The sequence below is a fragment of the Parasediminibacterium schistidii genome, from assembly GCF_046546515.1.
Taxonomy (GTDB): Bacteria; Bacteroidota; Bacteroidia; order Chitinophagales; family Chitinophagaceae; genus Parasediminibacterium.
This window is the reverse complement of the sequence record NZ_JBKHKJ010000006.1, coordinates 173,922-189,522: the sequence shown is the minus strand read 5'-3', so window position 1 is coordinate 189,522 and position 15,601 is coordinate 173,922. Positions and strand designations below refer to the sequence as shown.

At 39.3% G+C, this 15,601-nt stretch carries 15 protein-coding genes; 9 read left to right on the top strand and 6 right to left on the bottom strand.

The genetic code is table 11. From position 1 onward, the window contains the following. The first annotated feature begins 276 nt into the window (after positions 1-276). The 9 genes from ACHFIY_RS05545 (at position 277) to ACHFIY_RS05505 (ending at position 7,513) form a co-directional block, all read left to right on the top strand. Positions 277-849 (top strand): TetR/AcrR family transcriptional regulator, encoded by a 573-nt coding sequence (locus ACHFIY_RS05545; protein WP_410845072.1) that lies wholly within the window; start codon positions 277-279, stop codon positions 847-849. Between the two features lie 170 nt (positions 850-1,019). Next, positions 1,020-1,844: a hypothetical protein gene (locus ACHFIY_RS05540; protein WP_410845071.1), complete on the top strand. Its 825-nt coding sequence runs from the start codon at positions 1,020-1,022 to the stop codon at positions 1,842-1,844. A gap of 38 nt (positions 1,845-1,882) precedes the next feature. Continuing rightward, positions 1,883-3,238, top strand: coding sequence for a TolC family protein (locus ACHFIY_RS05535; protein WP_410845070.1), 1,356 nt, complete (start codon positions 1,883-1,885; stop codon positions 3,236-3,238). A 92-nt stretch (positions 3,239-3,330) separates the two neighbouring features. Then, positions 3,331-4,443, top strand: a complete 1,113-nt coding sequence (locus ACHFIY_RS05530) for an HlyD family secretion protein (protein ID WP_410845069.1) — start codon at positions 3,331-3,333, stop codon at positions 4,441-4,443. A gap of 130 nt (positions 4,444-4,573) precedes the next feature. Next, complete coding sequence (locus ACHFIY_RS05525) at positions 4,574-6,154, top strand: DHA2 family efflux MFS transporter permease subunit (RefSeq protein WP_410845068.1); 1,581 nt, start codon at positions 4,574-4,576, stop codon at positions 6,152-6,154. Positions 6,155-6,296: 142 nt separating this feature from the next. Further along, complete coding sequence (locus tag ACHFIY_RS05520; protein ID WP_410845067.1) at positions 6,297-6,437, top strand: hypothetical protein; 141 nt, start codon at positions 6,297-6,299, stop codon at positions 6,435-6,437. A 53-nt stretch (positions 6,438-6,490) separates the two neighbouring features. Beyond that, positions 6,491-6,844: a PIN domain-containing protein gene (locus ACHFIY_RS05515; RefSeq protein WP_410845066.1), complete on the top strand. Its 354-nt coding sequence runs from the start codon at positions 6,491-6,493 to the stop codon at positions 6,842-6,844. A gap of 151 nt (positions 6,845-6,995) precedes the next feature. Then, positions 6,996-7,298, top strand: coding sequence for a hypothetical protein (locus ACHFIY_RS05510; protein WP_410845065.1), 303 nt, complete (start codon positions 6,996-6,998; stop codon positions 7,296-7,298). Further along, a complete protein-coding gene (locus ACHFIY_RS05505) occupies positions 7,286-7,513 on the top strand; it encodes a DUF2283 domain-containing protein (protein ID WP_410845064.1) in 228 nt (75 codons plus the stop codon). The genes ACHFIY_RS05510 and ACHFIY_RS05505 overlap by 13 nt, the downstream gene beginning before the upstream one ends. Positions 7,514-7,740: 227 nt before the next feature. Here the strand turns inward: ACHFIY_RS05505 and ACHFIY_RS05500 are convergent, their stop codons facing one another. The 6 genes from ACHFIY_RS05500 to uppS all read right to left on the bottom strand — a co-directional run bounded on the left by ACHFIY_RS05500 (position 7,741) and on the right by uppS (position 15,342). Continuing rightward, positions 7,741-8,844, bottom strand: a complete 1,104-nt coding sequence (locus tag ACHFIY_RS05500; protein WP_410845063.1) for a hypothetical protein — start codon at positions 8,842-8,844, stop codon at positions 7,741-7,743. 655 nt (positions 8,845-9,499) lie between these two features. Beyond that, entirely contained in the window at positions 9,500-10,153 is a 654-nt protein-coding gene (locus ACHFIY_RS05495) for a hypothetical protein (RefSeq protein ID WP_410845062.1), read from the bottom strand. 193 nt (positions 10,154-10,346) lie between these two features. Continuing rightward, positions 10,347-10,964, bottom strand: coding sequence for an OmpH/Skp family outer membrane protein (locus ACHFIY_RS05490; protein WP_410845061.1), 618 nt, complete (start codon positions 10,962-10,964; stop codon positions 10,347-10,349). Positions 10,965-11,043: 79 nt separating this feature from the next. Further along, positions 11,044-11,565, bottom strand: coding sequence for an OmpH/Skp family outer membrane protein (locus ACHFIY_RS05485; RefSeq protein WP_410845060.1), 522 nt, complete (start codon positions 11,563-11,565; stop codon positions 11,044-11,046). Between the two features lie 123 nt (positions 11,566-11,688). Then, entirely contained in the window at positions 11,689-14,430 is a 2,742-nt protein-coding gene (locus ACHFIY_RS05480) for a BamA/OMP85 family outer membrane protein (RefSeq protein ID WP_410845059.1), read from the bottom strand. A gap of 138 nt (positions 14,431-14,568) precedes the next feature. Next, a complete protein-coding gene (gene uppS / locus ACHFIY_RS05475; protein WP_410845058.1) occupies positions 14,569-15,342 on the bottom strand; it encodes an undecaprenyl pyrophosphate synthase in 774 nt (257 codons plus the stop codon). Between the last annotated feature and the right edge of the window lie 259 nt (positions 15,343-15,601).

Sequence of the window (15,601 nt, the reverse complement as noted above, 5' to 3'; positions counted from 1 at the left end):
CATAGCTTCAATTACAGGGAATTTTACCAACTATTTTGTCCATATTACATAACGCTTAATAAAATGCATTTATACGGTTAGTATTATGCATTTATACAGAGCACCCTACTCCAACTATTTGGTAAGATTAGTATAGTTTTTTCTTTTCTTTTTGTTCCTTTAAAACTTTGTGCCTCATTGTGTTTTCGTGCCTTCGTGGCAGATTAACCAAATTTGCACTTTACTAATAACAAAATTTTTTTAATTAAATGAACGAATGTTCATTATATTTGCACCGTGAAACAGAAAAATGACAGCAAGGAAAGCGTTATATTTTCTGCAACTTTAAAGCTGGTAGTAGAAATAGGGGTTGCAGGTATAACCATGCGGCACATTGCCAAAGAGGCAAATATGGCCACGGGTACCCTGTATATCTATTTCAAGGACAAGGAAACGCTTATCAATAGCTTGTACCAAAGTTGCCGGGAGGCATCTGTAAAAACTTATTTTGAAGGCTATGACCCACAAGCCCCTTTTAAGAAAGGTTTTTTTGTAATCTGGCACAACATCCTTACTTACCGCACCAACAATTTCAAGGAGTCTGTATTCATGGAACAGTGTTACCACTCACCATTTATATCAGAATCTACTAAGAAAATGATGCTGCACACCCTTAATCCGTTGATACAATTGATTGAACGGGGCAAAGAAGAGGGTCTGCTGAAAAACATGGACACATTTTTGTTGCTCATTTTTATGATGGGCAGCATCACAGAGGTGATTAAGTACAGCAAATACAGCAACCACGTAATTACCCCCCAAATGGCAGAAGAAGCGTTTACCATTTGCTGGGATGGGTTGAAAGCGTAAGAAGGTCTGAACCATGATTGTTGGGATTAAATGGATTTTTTGGATTTGGATGTGAGCAATAGATACTTCCCTTTAATCCTTAAAATCCCAACAATCATGCTTCAGAGAAAATCCCCAGCTCAGACACAATTGATGAACAAAAGTTCACGATTAATTAATATAGAAAGGCTATGGCAACAGTTATCTTACTTACAGACTTTTCCGATTCCTCTAGGAATGCCCTTAGCTATGCCTGCCATTTATTGCCACCAGATAGTATTGACTTGTTGCTGCTAAACATTTACCCAACACCTTTTTCTTTTGCTGGCGATGGCGTAGCCCTTGTTGCACTAAAAGAAGCGTTGGAAACCAACCAGATAGACCTAGAAAATGAATTGGAGTGGGCCGCCGAAAACTTCCCCACACACAGCATCCGCTACAAAGAGGTCATGGGAGAATTTGTTTCAACCCTAGACCAACAATTCAGGGAAGAGAGCGCCGTAATCGTAATATTAGGCATTCCCGTAAATAGCAATGGTATACCCTTATGGGAAACAGATATGCTAGGTGTATTAACAGGCTTGGCAGTACCTGTATTAACCATACCTCACAATGCAACCTACAAACCTTTGCTCAATATTGGTTTTGCCTGCAAACCAGAAAATATAAAGGACTATACCCCAATTGAAAAAATTGAAAAGCTGGTCAATTTCACAAAGGCAAAACTGCATGTAGTAAGGGTAATTCCTATTGGTTCAGACCCCATTACAACTGCAGAAGGCGAGGTATTATTAAAAGAAAAGCTCAAGAATGTAGCTGCTGATTATTACACCATTGAAGGCGGCAATCTACTTGAACATATCAGCAGTTTTATACAGGAACACGCTATAGATATGCTTGTTATCAGACCTAGGAAATACGGAATATGGTACAAATTATTCCACAAAGACCATTCCCGCCAACTGGCAACCCTTGGCATGATACCTGTATTGGCATTGCACGAAGCAGATAAATAAATCACTTAAAACTCAAAACATAAAACGTAAAACAAAATATGAATCACACACTAAAAACGATATTTACAGGGCTGGTGATGGTAGCACTTGTAAATAGCACACAAACCATCAGGGCGCAAGGGAAAGACAATCCAGCCCCATTAAAAATCACTATAGCAGATGCCATAAGTATGGCTTTGAAAAACAGCAAACAAGTAAAAGTAAACCTAGCTAAGATTGACGAAGCAAAGGCAGACTTGCAAGTTGCAAAAGACCGAAAACTTCCTGATGTTACTATCAGCGGCTCTTACCTGCGGTTAAATAACCCCAATATAAATTTGGCAAAATCAAGTAGTTCTAGTTCATCTGGTAGTTCTAGCGGTGGTGGGGTAGATGTTTCACAAGCTGTTTATGGGCTAGCGAATGTTTCATACCCTATCTATTCTGGTTTGCGCATACGCAATGGCATCACCGCCTCCGAATATTTGGAAAAAGCAGTGGAATTAGATGCAGATAACGACAAAGAAGGCATTGCCCTGAATGTAATTAGTGCCTATATCAGCTTGTACAAATCGAGGGCGGCTGTTGACTTGGTAAATGAAAACTTAAAGCAATCTAAGCAAAGGGATTCCGATTTTTCTAACTTAGAAAAAAACGGCTTGTTGGCAAGAAACGACCTGTTAAAAGCAAACCTGCAAACCTCCAATTTTGAATTATCATTGTTGGATGCCGAGTCCAATGCTAAACTGGCTAATGTAGGATTAGCTTTACTATTAGGTGTTCCAGAACAAACCGAAATTCAAATTGATAGCACAAGCTTACAATTCCCTCAAGAGGTAAAAGTATTGTCAGACTATGAGCAAATGGCTTTCGATAATCGTAAGGATGTACAGGCTTTAACGTACAGGGGCAAAGCCGCAGCCACTGGCATTCAAGCTGTCAAAGGCGAAATGTACCCTTCCGTTGCATTGGGTGGCGGGTATGTTGCTGCCGACATCCCTGGATTTTTAAGTATTACCAATGCGGTAAATGTAAGTGTTGGTGTACAATACAGCCTATCTTCCCTATGGAAAACAAAGGCAAAAATCCAACAAGTTACTGCTAAGCAACAGCAATTGATGGCTTCGCAAGAAGGGCTTACAGATAATATTCGCTACCAAGTAAACCAAGCCTACCAAGGCTGGCTACTAAGCAATAAAAAGATAGAAGTGTATGCCAAAGCCATAGACCAGGCAACGGAAAATTACAGGATTACAAAAAATAAATACAACAATAGCCTAGCCACCACCACGGATTTGTTGGATGCAGATGTAGCCCAATTGCAAGCAAAGCTCAATTACTCTTTTGCAAAATCAGACGCAATTGTAGCCTACAACAAATTGATGGAAGTAACTGGCATGATAAATACAAAATAGTTTTAGGTTGTAAGTTTTATGTAAAACATACAATGTTTAACTTATAAACTCCAACGTAAAACTCAAAACATAAAACTTAAAATAATAACTCAATGGAAGCAAATACACCAACAAAAGCCGCAACAACAGAAGCACCGAAAAAAAGCAGCAAAACCTTCGTCATCGTACTAATACTATTAGTAGTGGTAGGTGGCTGGTTCGGCATTAGTAAATACACGTACGCCCAGCACCATGTAGAAACAGACGATGCACAGGTAGAAGCAAACATCAGCCCAGTTATACCACGTATATCTGGCTATGTAACCAAGGTATTGGTAAAAGACAACCAACGTGTGAAAAAAGGCGATACACTATTGGTGTTGGATGATAGGGAACTAAAAATTAAAGTGGAACAAGCCAAGTCTGCCCTTGCAACTGCACAGGCAAATATTGGTGCTGCCGAAGCATCTGTTTCTACTGCGAATGCAAACACTACTTCATCAAGGGCTAGCGTAGGCACTATTGATGCCCAAATAGAAACGGCGAAGGTAAATGTCTGGCGTACAACGCAGGATTATGACCGTTATGCAAACCTGATTAAGGACCATACTATTACCCAACAACAATACGAACAACAACTGGCTGCCAAGCAAACCGCAGAAAGGCAATTGCAAGTATTGGTAGAGCAAAGGAAGCAAGCCCTTAGCCAAACAGAAGCAGTGGCCACGCAAAGCCATGGTAGCACACAGCAGGTATCTATTGCCAATGCGGCCATCAAACAACGCCAAGTAGATGTGGAAGATGCTCAGTTACAGCTTTCCTATACAGTAGTTACTGCACCTGCAAATGGTATGGTGAGTAAAGTAAATGTAGAAGCTGGACAATACTTAAATGCTGGTCAATCCTTATTTAGTGTGGTTTTGAATAATGATGTATGGATAGTAGCCAACTTTAAAGAAACACAGTTTGAAAAAATGAGGGTAGGCCAAAAAGTAGAGATACAGATAGACGCATTCCCCGGCCATAAGTTCGAAGCGCAACTGTCATCATTCGCAGCAGCAACAGGTGCCAGGTTTGCTTTATTACCTCCCGATAATTCAAGTGGCAACTTTGTAAAAGTGGTTCAACGCCTACCCATCAAAATAGAATTCAAGGAAACAAGCGATACATTGATAAAACAACTAAGGGCTGGCATGAACGCAACAGTGGATGTGCATTTGGACTAAAATAGTTATGAATTATGAGTTATGAGTTACAAAAAGGGAAAGCATTGCGCTTCGCTTCCACTTTAAAAACTCATAACTCATCATTTATAATTCATAACTCTTCTTGCCTCTTTGCCTAAAACACTAAATTATGGAACAACAAAATTCATTGGTCACATACGGCGCTACTAGGGTAATCATTACCCTCACGGCCATTATGTGTGCCTTGTTAGAGATAGTAGATACCACCATTGTAAACGTAGCCCTTAGCGACATGAAAGGCAACCTCGGTGCTAGCACGTCGGAAGTAGGCTGGGTGGTAACCTCATACGCAATTGGCAATGTTATTATCATACCTATGACCAGTTGGCTATCCAGGCAATTCGGCCGCCGCAACTATTTTGCGGCATCTATCATACTATTTACCATATGTTCATTCGCTTGTGGCAATGCAAACAGCATTTGGGAACTGGTGCTATTCCGCTTTATACAAGGCGCAGGAGGTGGGGCTTTACTAGTAACTTCACAAACCATCATTACCGAAAGCTACCCCCCCGAAAAGCGTGGAATGGCACAGGCTATTTATGGTTTAGGAGTAATTATTGGCCCTACATTAGGACCACCATTGGGGGGCTACATTGTAGATCATTTCTCGTGGCCCTATATTTTCTATATCAATATTCCTATTGGCGTAATAGCGGCACTACTTACACTGCAATTTGTAAAAAACCCTAACTATGGCGAAAAAAGCAAGGTTAGCGATATTGATTTCCTGGGTATTGGGCTTTTGACACTCTTTATAGGCTCGTTGCAGTATGTATTGGAAAAAGGGCAAGACGATGACTGGTTCAACGACAAAACAATCCTTACCCTTGCCGTAACTGCCGGACTTGGTTTCTTCTTTTTCTTGTGGAGGGAACTCACGTTCCGAAACCCAATTGTGGAACTGCGTGTATTAAAAAATGGCAACCTCCGGGTAGGCACCATACTCTCCTTTATTATGGGGTTTGGGTTGTATGGGTCTACATTTATCATCCCACTCTATACACAAACCACCCTTGGGTGGACGGCGCAACAAGCGGGCATGTTAATGATACCTGCCGCCATTACCACAGCCATAATGATGCCCATGATAGGTATCTTGTTGCAAAAAGGCGTCCCACAACAATACCTGGTAGCTTTCGGTATGCTCCTGTTTTTTGTGTATTCGCTATGGGGATATAAAATATTAAGCCCCGATACTGGCTCAGAAAACTTTTTCTGGATGTTGATTGTTCGGGGTGTAGGCTTAGGCATGTTGTTTATCCCTATTTCCACACTCTCGCTCTCTACCCTCAAAGGGCAGCAAATTGGTCAAGGGGCAGCGTTTACAGGCATGATGCGGCAGCTTGGGGGCTCCGTTGGGGTCGCTTCTGTAACCACTTTCATGGCACGCCAAAACATGGTACACCGCAGCGACTTGGTAAGCAAACTAAACGTAAACGACTACAATGTGCAGCAGCGCATTTCGGGATTGCAACACAGCTTTATGGCAAAGGGTAGCCCATCAAACGAAGCCCTAAGCCGGGCATATCAAATTTTAGACTTTGGCATCTCCAAACAAGCAGCGGTACTGTCTTACATGGATGTATTTATGCTAATAGGCATTATGTTTATCTGCTGCGTTCCTTTTGTTTTAGTGGTAAAAGGCAACAAACAGAAAAAGCTAGATTTGAGGGAAGCGATGCACTAATTGGGGCAGGCAAGAAAGGCACAAAAAACCAAAGAAGCACAAAGGTTTTGTATTTTTTTTTGTACTCAATATTTTATAACTTCGGTATAAATAGATATTATGGCAACCAATTGGCACAATAGATAAATCTTCTTCTAAGAAAATGCTATTGGAAAAACTAAATATAGAAGGCGGTTTGCCCGCTAACAGGAAGGCTCTGCAAGCGTTGCAAACCCTTTTTATGAAAGAGATACCTAAGCCAGATATTGAGGAATTAAGAAAAGCGGCATGGAGAACGAAATAATCTTGTTGAATACAGATTTCCTAATTGAATAACTTTACAACAATACCGAAGCGGTGAATATTATCAATAACAAAGTGTCGGCGTTTTTTGTTGTTGGGTTTACCAGCATTGCCGATATTGTTAAAGGCAGTTTGAATAAACAGCAGCAACAAAAAATTTCAAAACAAATTAAATTTTTTCATATCATACATATAGATGAAGAAATTTCTGAAATTGCTTTGCAGCTTATTTCTACTTATCATTTAAGCTATGATGCGGCTATTAATGACTCCTTGCTTCCAGCAACTGCCCTTAAATACAATTGTTTATTAGCTACCTGCAATACAAAACAATATGCGTATATCCCTTCTTTGCAGTTATTCCAGCATACTGTAAAGCCACAGCGTAAAAGGCTTTCAGGCGGATAGAAAAGCATTCCGTGTTGGGATTATTTGTTTCAAGTTGCTCTGCTTCCACACGCTAAAATTTCGCAAAGCTGGCGCAATAGTGCCGCTTGTGCCTTGCAGGAAAGTTATTTTGAAAATATTATTCACCTCATTTTTATTCTATTTTTGTATAGTGCATATTACAAAAAGCATTTCAGGAAAAACAATAAGGCTACCAGACGAGCGTTGGGTGCATATTGTAAAGGGGCATCCTGAAATGGCTCGCTATTTGCACGATGTGTTGCTAACGGTAGCTGTACCTGACATGATAGTAGAAGGCGGGGCGGGAGAATTACTAGCCGCAGCATACCAACGGAGCGACAAGGTACTGGTTGTAGTGTATAAAGAAATAGAAACGGAAGGCTTTATACTAACAGCCTATTTTACAAAAAAAATGAAGGCACTTTTAAAAAGAAATATACTATGGCAGCGATAGCAATACCTGAAATGATGCTTGCATTAAAAGCCGTGAGACAAAGCAATGCGGTTGACCTGCAAATACGCTATGATGAACTAGGCGATGTAATGTATGTAAACTTTGGCACACCCAAGCCCGCAGATGACAGTGAGCTGGGCGATGACGGTATACTGTACCGCTATGCAAATGGGGAAGTTATTGGGCTTACCATCACGCATTTTAGTGATAGGTAATGGTGTTTAGGCTATGCTTTTTTTGCCACAAAGGCACAAAAACACGAAGAAGCACAAAGAAAAAAAGGTTAAAAAGGTATTGACAATATAAATCTTATTCTTTTTCTTTTTTTCTTCCCTCAAAACTTTGTGCCGATTTGTGTCTTCTTGCCTTCGTGGCATATTAACCAAACTTGCACCTGAGTAGTAGCAGTTATTTTAAAAGTATTCCTTAGCGGCGAAAACTATTATTTCTTTGAAAAATCATAGCCTACGCCAATGGATACTGGATGAATATAGTTTTCGTATCGGTATTCTATTTTAGCCCTTAGCCCTTTGTATATGTCTGCCTCTATCCCAGCTCCGTATAAAAGGGCAATGCCATACGTTTTTTGGAATCCTTTTTCGTAAATAGCCAAATCATGGTCGTTTGTTTCATTGATATAGCTAAAATTCAATCCCGAAAAGAAATAAGGCCTGATATTTTTATTTAAAATATTTTGCTGAACTTGAAATGGAATAGATATTAAACTACGTGAATAATTAACTAGGTAGCTATAAAAAATGCCAGGATAACGATTGGAATAATTATTTTTAAAATAGCTGATTCCTGTATTAATAGATGTGCTTTTGCTGTATTTAGGTACATACATCCTATAAATGGCTTGGGCAAATATCTCTTTTTCACCTGCTTGCCAACTAGCTATTCCAATATCCAAGATGAGGAAACTAATTTTGCTTTGTTTTGCAATAATTGGATTGTTATAGGATGATTGCGATTTGTTGTATTGAGAAACGATGCTTACAATGCTTTCTTCATCAAAACTCATTTTACTAATTTCTACTGAAAACCTATCCTCTAAAGCCATTTTTAAATAGTCTTTGAAATAATGAGGGGTAATTTCTGTTGCCCCAGTTTCTAATTTGTCATCTTGCAAGGCATAAGTGCTACCTGCATTGTACACAATAAAAAACTGTGTGCTTTTATAAAAAGCCTCATACAAACTGGCTTTGCCTTTCAGCATTAAACTGCCCAAAACAGAGATGCTATCTGCGTTTTGGGACAACTCAAACCTTAATCTGTCAAAAACCTCACCTGATTCCAAGGTATATCCACTTAGCGAAAGCGTATCGTACTTTACAGGCTTTTTTTGATTTTCCGTTTCTTTGAAATAGATGCAATAATTCATGCTTTCTAAGTTGTCCCTTTGTATATACCCCTCTTTTTGCTGGTGGTTTTGAAGTGTTATTTTTCCTTTAACATAAACTTCGTGCAATTGTGCCTTAACAGGTGGGCATTGCGATATAAAAAAGATAAGCAGGGTAACAAAAACTAGTAAGTATTTGGGCATAAGGTTATTTTTAGGCAGTGTACGAACAATAGGCATACACATTCAAGCATCAAGCTTTATAAATCGATTTAGTGTAATTGATGTGTTTTTCAAAAAGTTAAACATGTTCATTAGCTAAATAAATTAAGCAGTTTCCAAACGAAAATAAGGGTGCTGCATTAATTTTCCAAAAAAGTGATTTTTATGTTTTCCCGGATTTTGTAGTTGAAATCTATTGCAAAATCCGGGTTAAAATATTTCTGCATACCCTAGTTCCTCGCATTTGTAGGTATTTTAAGACAAGACTAAAAGCAAAGTTTTGAAATGCACCCCATCAGAGTCGTATCCTATTTTTAAGAAGGATATGCTATTTTAATATTGTTAAAAAAAAGTTTAACGTATGGCTATCGCTAACCCAATATGCCACGTGATTTTTAAAATGCTGATGCAGAACAATCGGCTGACAAGGTTGTTCATAGAACCCTTGCTGAGCGAGGGCATGAAACCCCAACTATTCGAGGGTTGGGGCCTAGCTACCATATTGCTTGTGGCAATATATTTCCCCGTCAGCCAACAGGGGGGTTGCCTGTGGTTTTTGCCCGATGCAATTATAATAACCTTCAAACTTCTTTTCCTTTGTACCTTTTTTCTGTTTTATGACCTAGTGGCAAAAAAACTACAACTTGCCAGTGACTTGCTTGTCAACCACCATAAAACCCCCATAAAACTCGTCTGTTACAGGTACTTTATTGCCATATTTATCCATATATCCATTGCATATATAGGCAACATGCTTTTTTTTCCATGCCACGACACCACAGATGTTGCTAAAATCAGGATTCTGGCCAAGCATAACTACATTATTTTCTAAGCCTAAATCATAAAAAATCTTTTTTCCATGTCCCCCTCTTGCCAACTTGTTGATTGATTCTTCGTAAGTAGGCACATTTTCCAAGTCTTGTTTTACTTTACCCATTACTGCAAAACACCTAGTAGCATATTGCATTACTTCTGGTATGCCCTCTTTGCCTTTCCTTATGTGCATGATAGTATCGGCCATATAAAACTCATTTAGGCTTACAGAATATTTCTTGCCATTTCTAAGGGTAATTTCGGTTAAAGTATCATTAATAGGCTTTTCGCTGAATACATTGTACATGCCAAATACGCTAATGGCAGCTTTTATCATACCAATAGAAACACAGTCGCCATGGTTACCTTGCTTAAAGCAGGTAAATATTTGGTCGCCATCTACTTTTGTAGCTTTTTTTTCCTGAGCTTGGGTTATGCTAGTAGCTAACATAAAAATAAAAAATAACTTTTTTGCCATTACTGTTTTTTTGCCATATGTTATTGAAAAAGATTTCATTTTTATAGTGCGCTAGAAGGCATACTTGTAACAGGTAAAACCCAGATTTTGCAATTGAAATCTGGGTTAAAATGCAAAAATCACTATTGCCAAAAGCAAGGAGCCACCCGACTTTCGTGGGGTGGCTCAAGTTATTTATAAGTATAGGAAATTCTTAATTCTTATTGGCCGGTTTAGGCTTAGGCGTAGTACCTGCTGGTGCGCTAGCAGGGCTGCTGCCCAAAAGGCCTTGTGCCCTCAGTTGGTCTTCTACGTCTTTAGGGAATTTCAATTTCAAATCTAAGGCTACTTTAATCACCAAGTTGTCCTGTGGTGGAGCTACTAAGAGCATGTCACTTTTAAAAACATGGGTATATTTTTGCTCTTTAATAATTTTTTCTAAAGAAGCATAAATTTTTTGCTTGTAAGGATATAGCAATTCTTCTTGCTTTTGCTCTAATTGTTGGTTTTGGTACTGCTGCCAGTTTACTATTTTGTATTTGTGCTGGTTTATTTCTTTTTGCACTATCGAGCGTGTGCTAGGCTGCATACCAGCAGAATCTTTCTTAAAACTGCTATCCAAACGCATTAATTCACTCAGTTCATAGTCGTATTCCGGCTTTAAAGAATCAGCTACATATTTTTGCAATAGGGTATCTACTTTTTGGATGCCTGGCATTAAACCCAAAACACTTTGCTCGTCAAAAGTGCCTATTTTCATTTGTGCATTGGATTGAAGGCAGCACAATAAACTTGCTGCTATTACCACACACCCTACTAAAACTTTTTTCATTTGTTCTTTTTTATGTAATTGTTGTTGTTAAAACTATTTTTTAAGGTAAAAACTTCTTATGCCTATTCTTAATTGTTAATTAACTTCCTGGTTTAATGCCTAGCTGTGCTAGTATATCATCGCTTTTATCAAGCTTAGGGTCGGCAAATATAACAGTTATACCTTCGCTTTTATCCAATATAAAATCGTAGCTACGAGAAATTGCTATTTTTTGCACTGCGTTGTAAACTTTATCCTGTATAGGTTTTACTATTCTTTGGCGTTCTTTAAAAAGGTCGCCTTCGTAGCCAAAACGTTTTTTCTGCAAGTCCCTTACTTCCTTTTCCTTATTGAATAATTCGGTTTCCCGTTTCTTTTTTAGCTCGTCCGTAAGCATGAATTGTTCAATATCATAATCTTTATACATTTTGTCAAGCACAGCTTGCTTATCGTCTATTTCTTTTTGCCATTGCTCGCTTATTGCTTTTATTTTTTTGTCTGCGTCTTTATACTCAGGCATTTTGTCTAAAATGTACTTTGTATCTATAATGGCATACCGCTGTGCATTGGCCTCAGATGAAACCAATAAAGCAATAAAAGCAATAAAAAATATTTTTTTCATATACCGGTATGATTAAAAGAATTTTATAACACGAGTTACACAAAATTTACAAATACAATGTCCCAAACTGACAACCTACTACTCACCACTTACTACTCACTTCTTACCACTTACTACTAAGGCCTATTCCGGTTCAAACCCAAGCATAAACGTAAACTTAGATGCGTCTTTTATGCTTCCGCCATTCTGTATCCTGTCTATACCAATACCATAGTCGAAACCTAGCAAACCAAACATAGGCAAAAAGAAGCGCATACCCACACCCACAGACCTACGCAATTGGAATGGATTATAGTCTTGCAGGCTGTACCAACCATTGGCTGCTTCAAAAAAACCTTCGGCATAAATAGTGCTGCTGGGGTTAAGGCTCAAAGGATACCTAAGTTCCATTGTATATTTGTTAAATATAGTAAAATACTGGCTTGCCCCAGACTGGTCTGGGTTTATTTTGGGGTTTGAAGTTTGGTAAACTGGGTATCCTCTTTGCGATATAATATCGTAGCCTAGCAAAGCAAACTGGTTTGCCAAACCCGCATCTCCTACTTGGAAACGCTCGAAAGGAGATATGTTCAAATCCCTATTATACCTGCCGAGGAAGCCATATTTAGCAGCAACTTTCAATACCATCATTTTGTTCCTGTCCTCGCCTGTTGGCTTGGTTAGCGGCACATAGTACTCACTAGTAAAACGCCATTTATTGTATTCAACCCATTTGTATGGGTTTGCTTCCTTTGTAATATTTGGGTCTATTAAAGAATAGGGTGGCGTAAGCGCCAGGCTCAACAAGAAATTCGACCCATTGCTTGGGAAAGTAGGATTGTTTATAGAATTTCGCTGCAGAGCTATTTTAAAGTTCAGGTTGTGCGAGAATCCATTATTAAAGCCAGGCAGGTTTACTTGGTCTATATAATAGTTCACCAACTTATAGCGGGCAAAATTGATACCCATTGACAAAGAAAAATAATCATCCGGCCATTTCAATTGCTTGCCAAGGTTTACGCCAACACCTGTTGTGCGGATATAAGAAGAATTTGCTGCAGAACTAGTATAGGTGCCTGTTGCCGGGTTATAGGCATTGGCATATTTGGTATCGTAAATAGAGAATGTAAAAGAATTGCGCTTTGTGCCCCCCAGCCATGGTTCTGTGAATGAGAAGTTGTAAGAACGAAACGCACGACCATTGCTCTGCACACGCATACTTAGCTTTTGGCCATCGCCCATTGGCAATGGATCCCATGCTTTTTTATGGAATATATTATTGAGCGAAAAGTTATTGAAGGTAACACCCAAGGTACCTGTAAGGCCAATATTTCCACCCCATCCGGCACTCAGCTCTAGCTGGTCGCTCGATTTTTCTTCAACGGTATAATTAATGTCCACCGTGCCATCATCTGGATTGGGTACCGGGTTAATACCAATTTTTTCTGCGTTAAAAAAGTTTAGCTGGGCAATTTCCCTTTGTGAACGGATTAAATCTGTCTTGCTAAATTTATTGCCTGGTATTGTCCTCAGTTCCCTTCGGATAACGTATTCCTTCGTTTTTTCATTGCCCGATATACGGATATTCTTAATAGTGGCCTGTGGCCCTTCTAATATGCGTATTTCATAGTCTATCGTGTCGTTGTAAACAGCTACCTCTACAGGGTCTGTCCTAAAAAACAAATACCCATCGTCTTGGTATAGAGTACTTACATCTGCACCTTCTGGTGCCCCCTTGCCCAGTTTCTTGTTCAAGTTGTCTAGGTTGTAGGTATCGCCCTTTTTTATGCCTAATATTACTGTAAGCAAAGAGTCGGTGTATTTTGTATTACCTCTCCAAGTAATGTTGCCAAAATAGTATTTATGGCCCTCGCTTACTTTTATGTCAATGTTTAGCGATCCTTTAGCGTTTTTAAATACCGTGTCCCTTGGTATTGCAGCGTCTCTGAAGCCAAGGCTATTGTAATATTCTATCAGCTTGTCTTTGTCGTCTGTATATTTTTTCTGGTTAAATTTTGCAGAGGTGAAAAACTTAAAGCGCACGTAAGGGTCTAGTAAACGTTTGGTAAGTGAAAAAGTCAGGAAACCCTTATCGGCCAAGTAGTTATGAAATGTATAGTGTTTCGGAGTAATAAACCCTCCCTCATTATCTGGGGGGTAAAGCGTTAAACGAGATTGCTCTTTTGTATCTTTAAATTGCTTTTTCAGCGTTCCGGCAACGATGGTATTGCCGTCAAAGTTGATGTTATTGATACGCGTTTTAAACCCTTTGTTTACAATAAAATTTATTTGCAAGGAATTTTGAAGTGTATTGTCTTTTTTCTCCTCTACCCTTGTCTTGGCATCCTGAAAACCCTTTTCTGCATAGTATTTTGTAATGGCTTCTATTGCAGACCTTTTCATGTTTTCGGTAACAACCCTCCCTACAACCAAACCCGTCTTGGTGTTCAAGTCGTCTGCCTCGCCTTTTTTAATTCCGATGAACCCAAATTTTGCTAGCCTTGGCCTTTCAGTTACTGCTATTTCTAGGCTTATGTTCTTTCCCTCAAGCTTGGTAAGGTATATTTCCACATTGCTGAAATAGTTTTGCCCCCATAGTTTGTTGATGGCTTTTGCAAAATTGTCGCCGCCGGGTATGGTTACTTCATCGCCAATATTCAAGGTAGAAATAGATACCAGCAGGTTTTCGTCAAAAAAGTGATTGCCTACTACTTTTATCCCAGCAATTTTATATTTCTTGGGTGTTTTCTGTGTGAAAATGGTGCTTAAATCAACATCAATTGAGGTAATAGCAGTGTCGCTGCTATTGTCCTGGGCATTAACGGTATACGAAAAAAGAGAGGTAAAAAAAGCCAGTAATAAAAATTTGTATACTTGTTGCTGCATCCGGTAGTGAGTTTGCTGTTGGCTTGAAGGCTATTGAACAATGAAGCTTTCAAATTTTTTAATGTGCTAAGAAAGGTGGCAAATTAACGGCATAATTTAAAAGTCTTTGTTAAATAACCAAACAAAGTATATTATGCTCTATAAAGCGACTGTTTCCACTGCTTCTGTTTGCTGTATTTGGCTGCCTGTTTTGCCAAAACGCCGCTCTCTGTTTTGAAAATCAATGATGGCTTCGTACAGGTTTTCTTTCCTGAAATCGGGCCAGCGTGTGTTTGTAAAATAGAGTTCTGCATAAGCAAGCTGATAAAGCAGGAAATTGCTAATCCTAAACTCGCCACTGGTGCGTATCATCAGCTCAGGGTCTGGGAACTGGCTGGTGGTAAGGTATTGTTGCAAAGTGTCTTGGTTTATGTCAAGAGGGTTTATTTTGCCTGCTGCCACGTCTATGCCTATTTTCTTTACTGCATTTACCAATTCCCATCGGCTGCTATAGCTAAGTGCCATAATCAAGTTCAGTCCAGTATTGTGGCTAGTCATGTCCAATGCTTCCTGCAAAGCGTTAATGGCAAAAGGTGGCAGCATTTCCATGTCGCCAATTACATGCAGCTTGATGTTGTTTTTGTTTAGTATAGGCACTTCTTTGCGCAAGGTGTCTGCCAGCAGGGTCATTAACCCATCAACCTCTAGCCTTGGCCTATCCCAGTTTTCTGTGCTAAACGCATATAGGGTAAGGTAACCAACCCCTAGCTCGGCACAGCCCTCCACAATGTTGCGCACGCTTTCCACCCCATGAAAATGGCCATACAAGCGTTCCTGCCCTTTTTCTTCGGCCCACCTGCCATTGCCGTCCATGATAATGGCTATATGCGATGGCAACCTACTGGTATCTACCTGATCAATTAATTGTGTCATGTTGTAAACGTACTCATTTTAAAAAAGAAGGGCAAAAGTAGTAAAATGGCATGGGACAAATTTTAAATTTTGGATTTTGGATTTTAGATAGGGGGATTGGATGATTCGTAACTACTCAGGTGCAAGTTTGGGTGATCTGCCACTAAGGCAAGAAGACGCAAAGCGGCACAAAGTTTTAAGGGAAGAAGAAAAAAAGAAAAAGAAAAATGATGTTATCAATACCTTTTAACCTTTTTTTCTTTGTCTTTCTTCGGCTCAT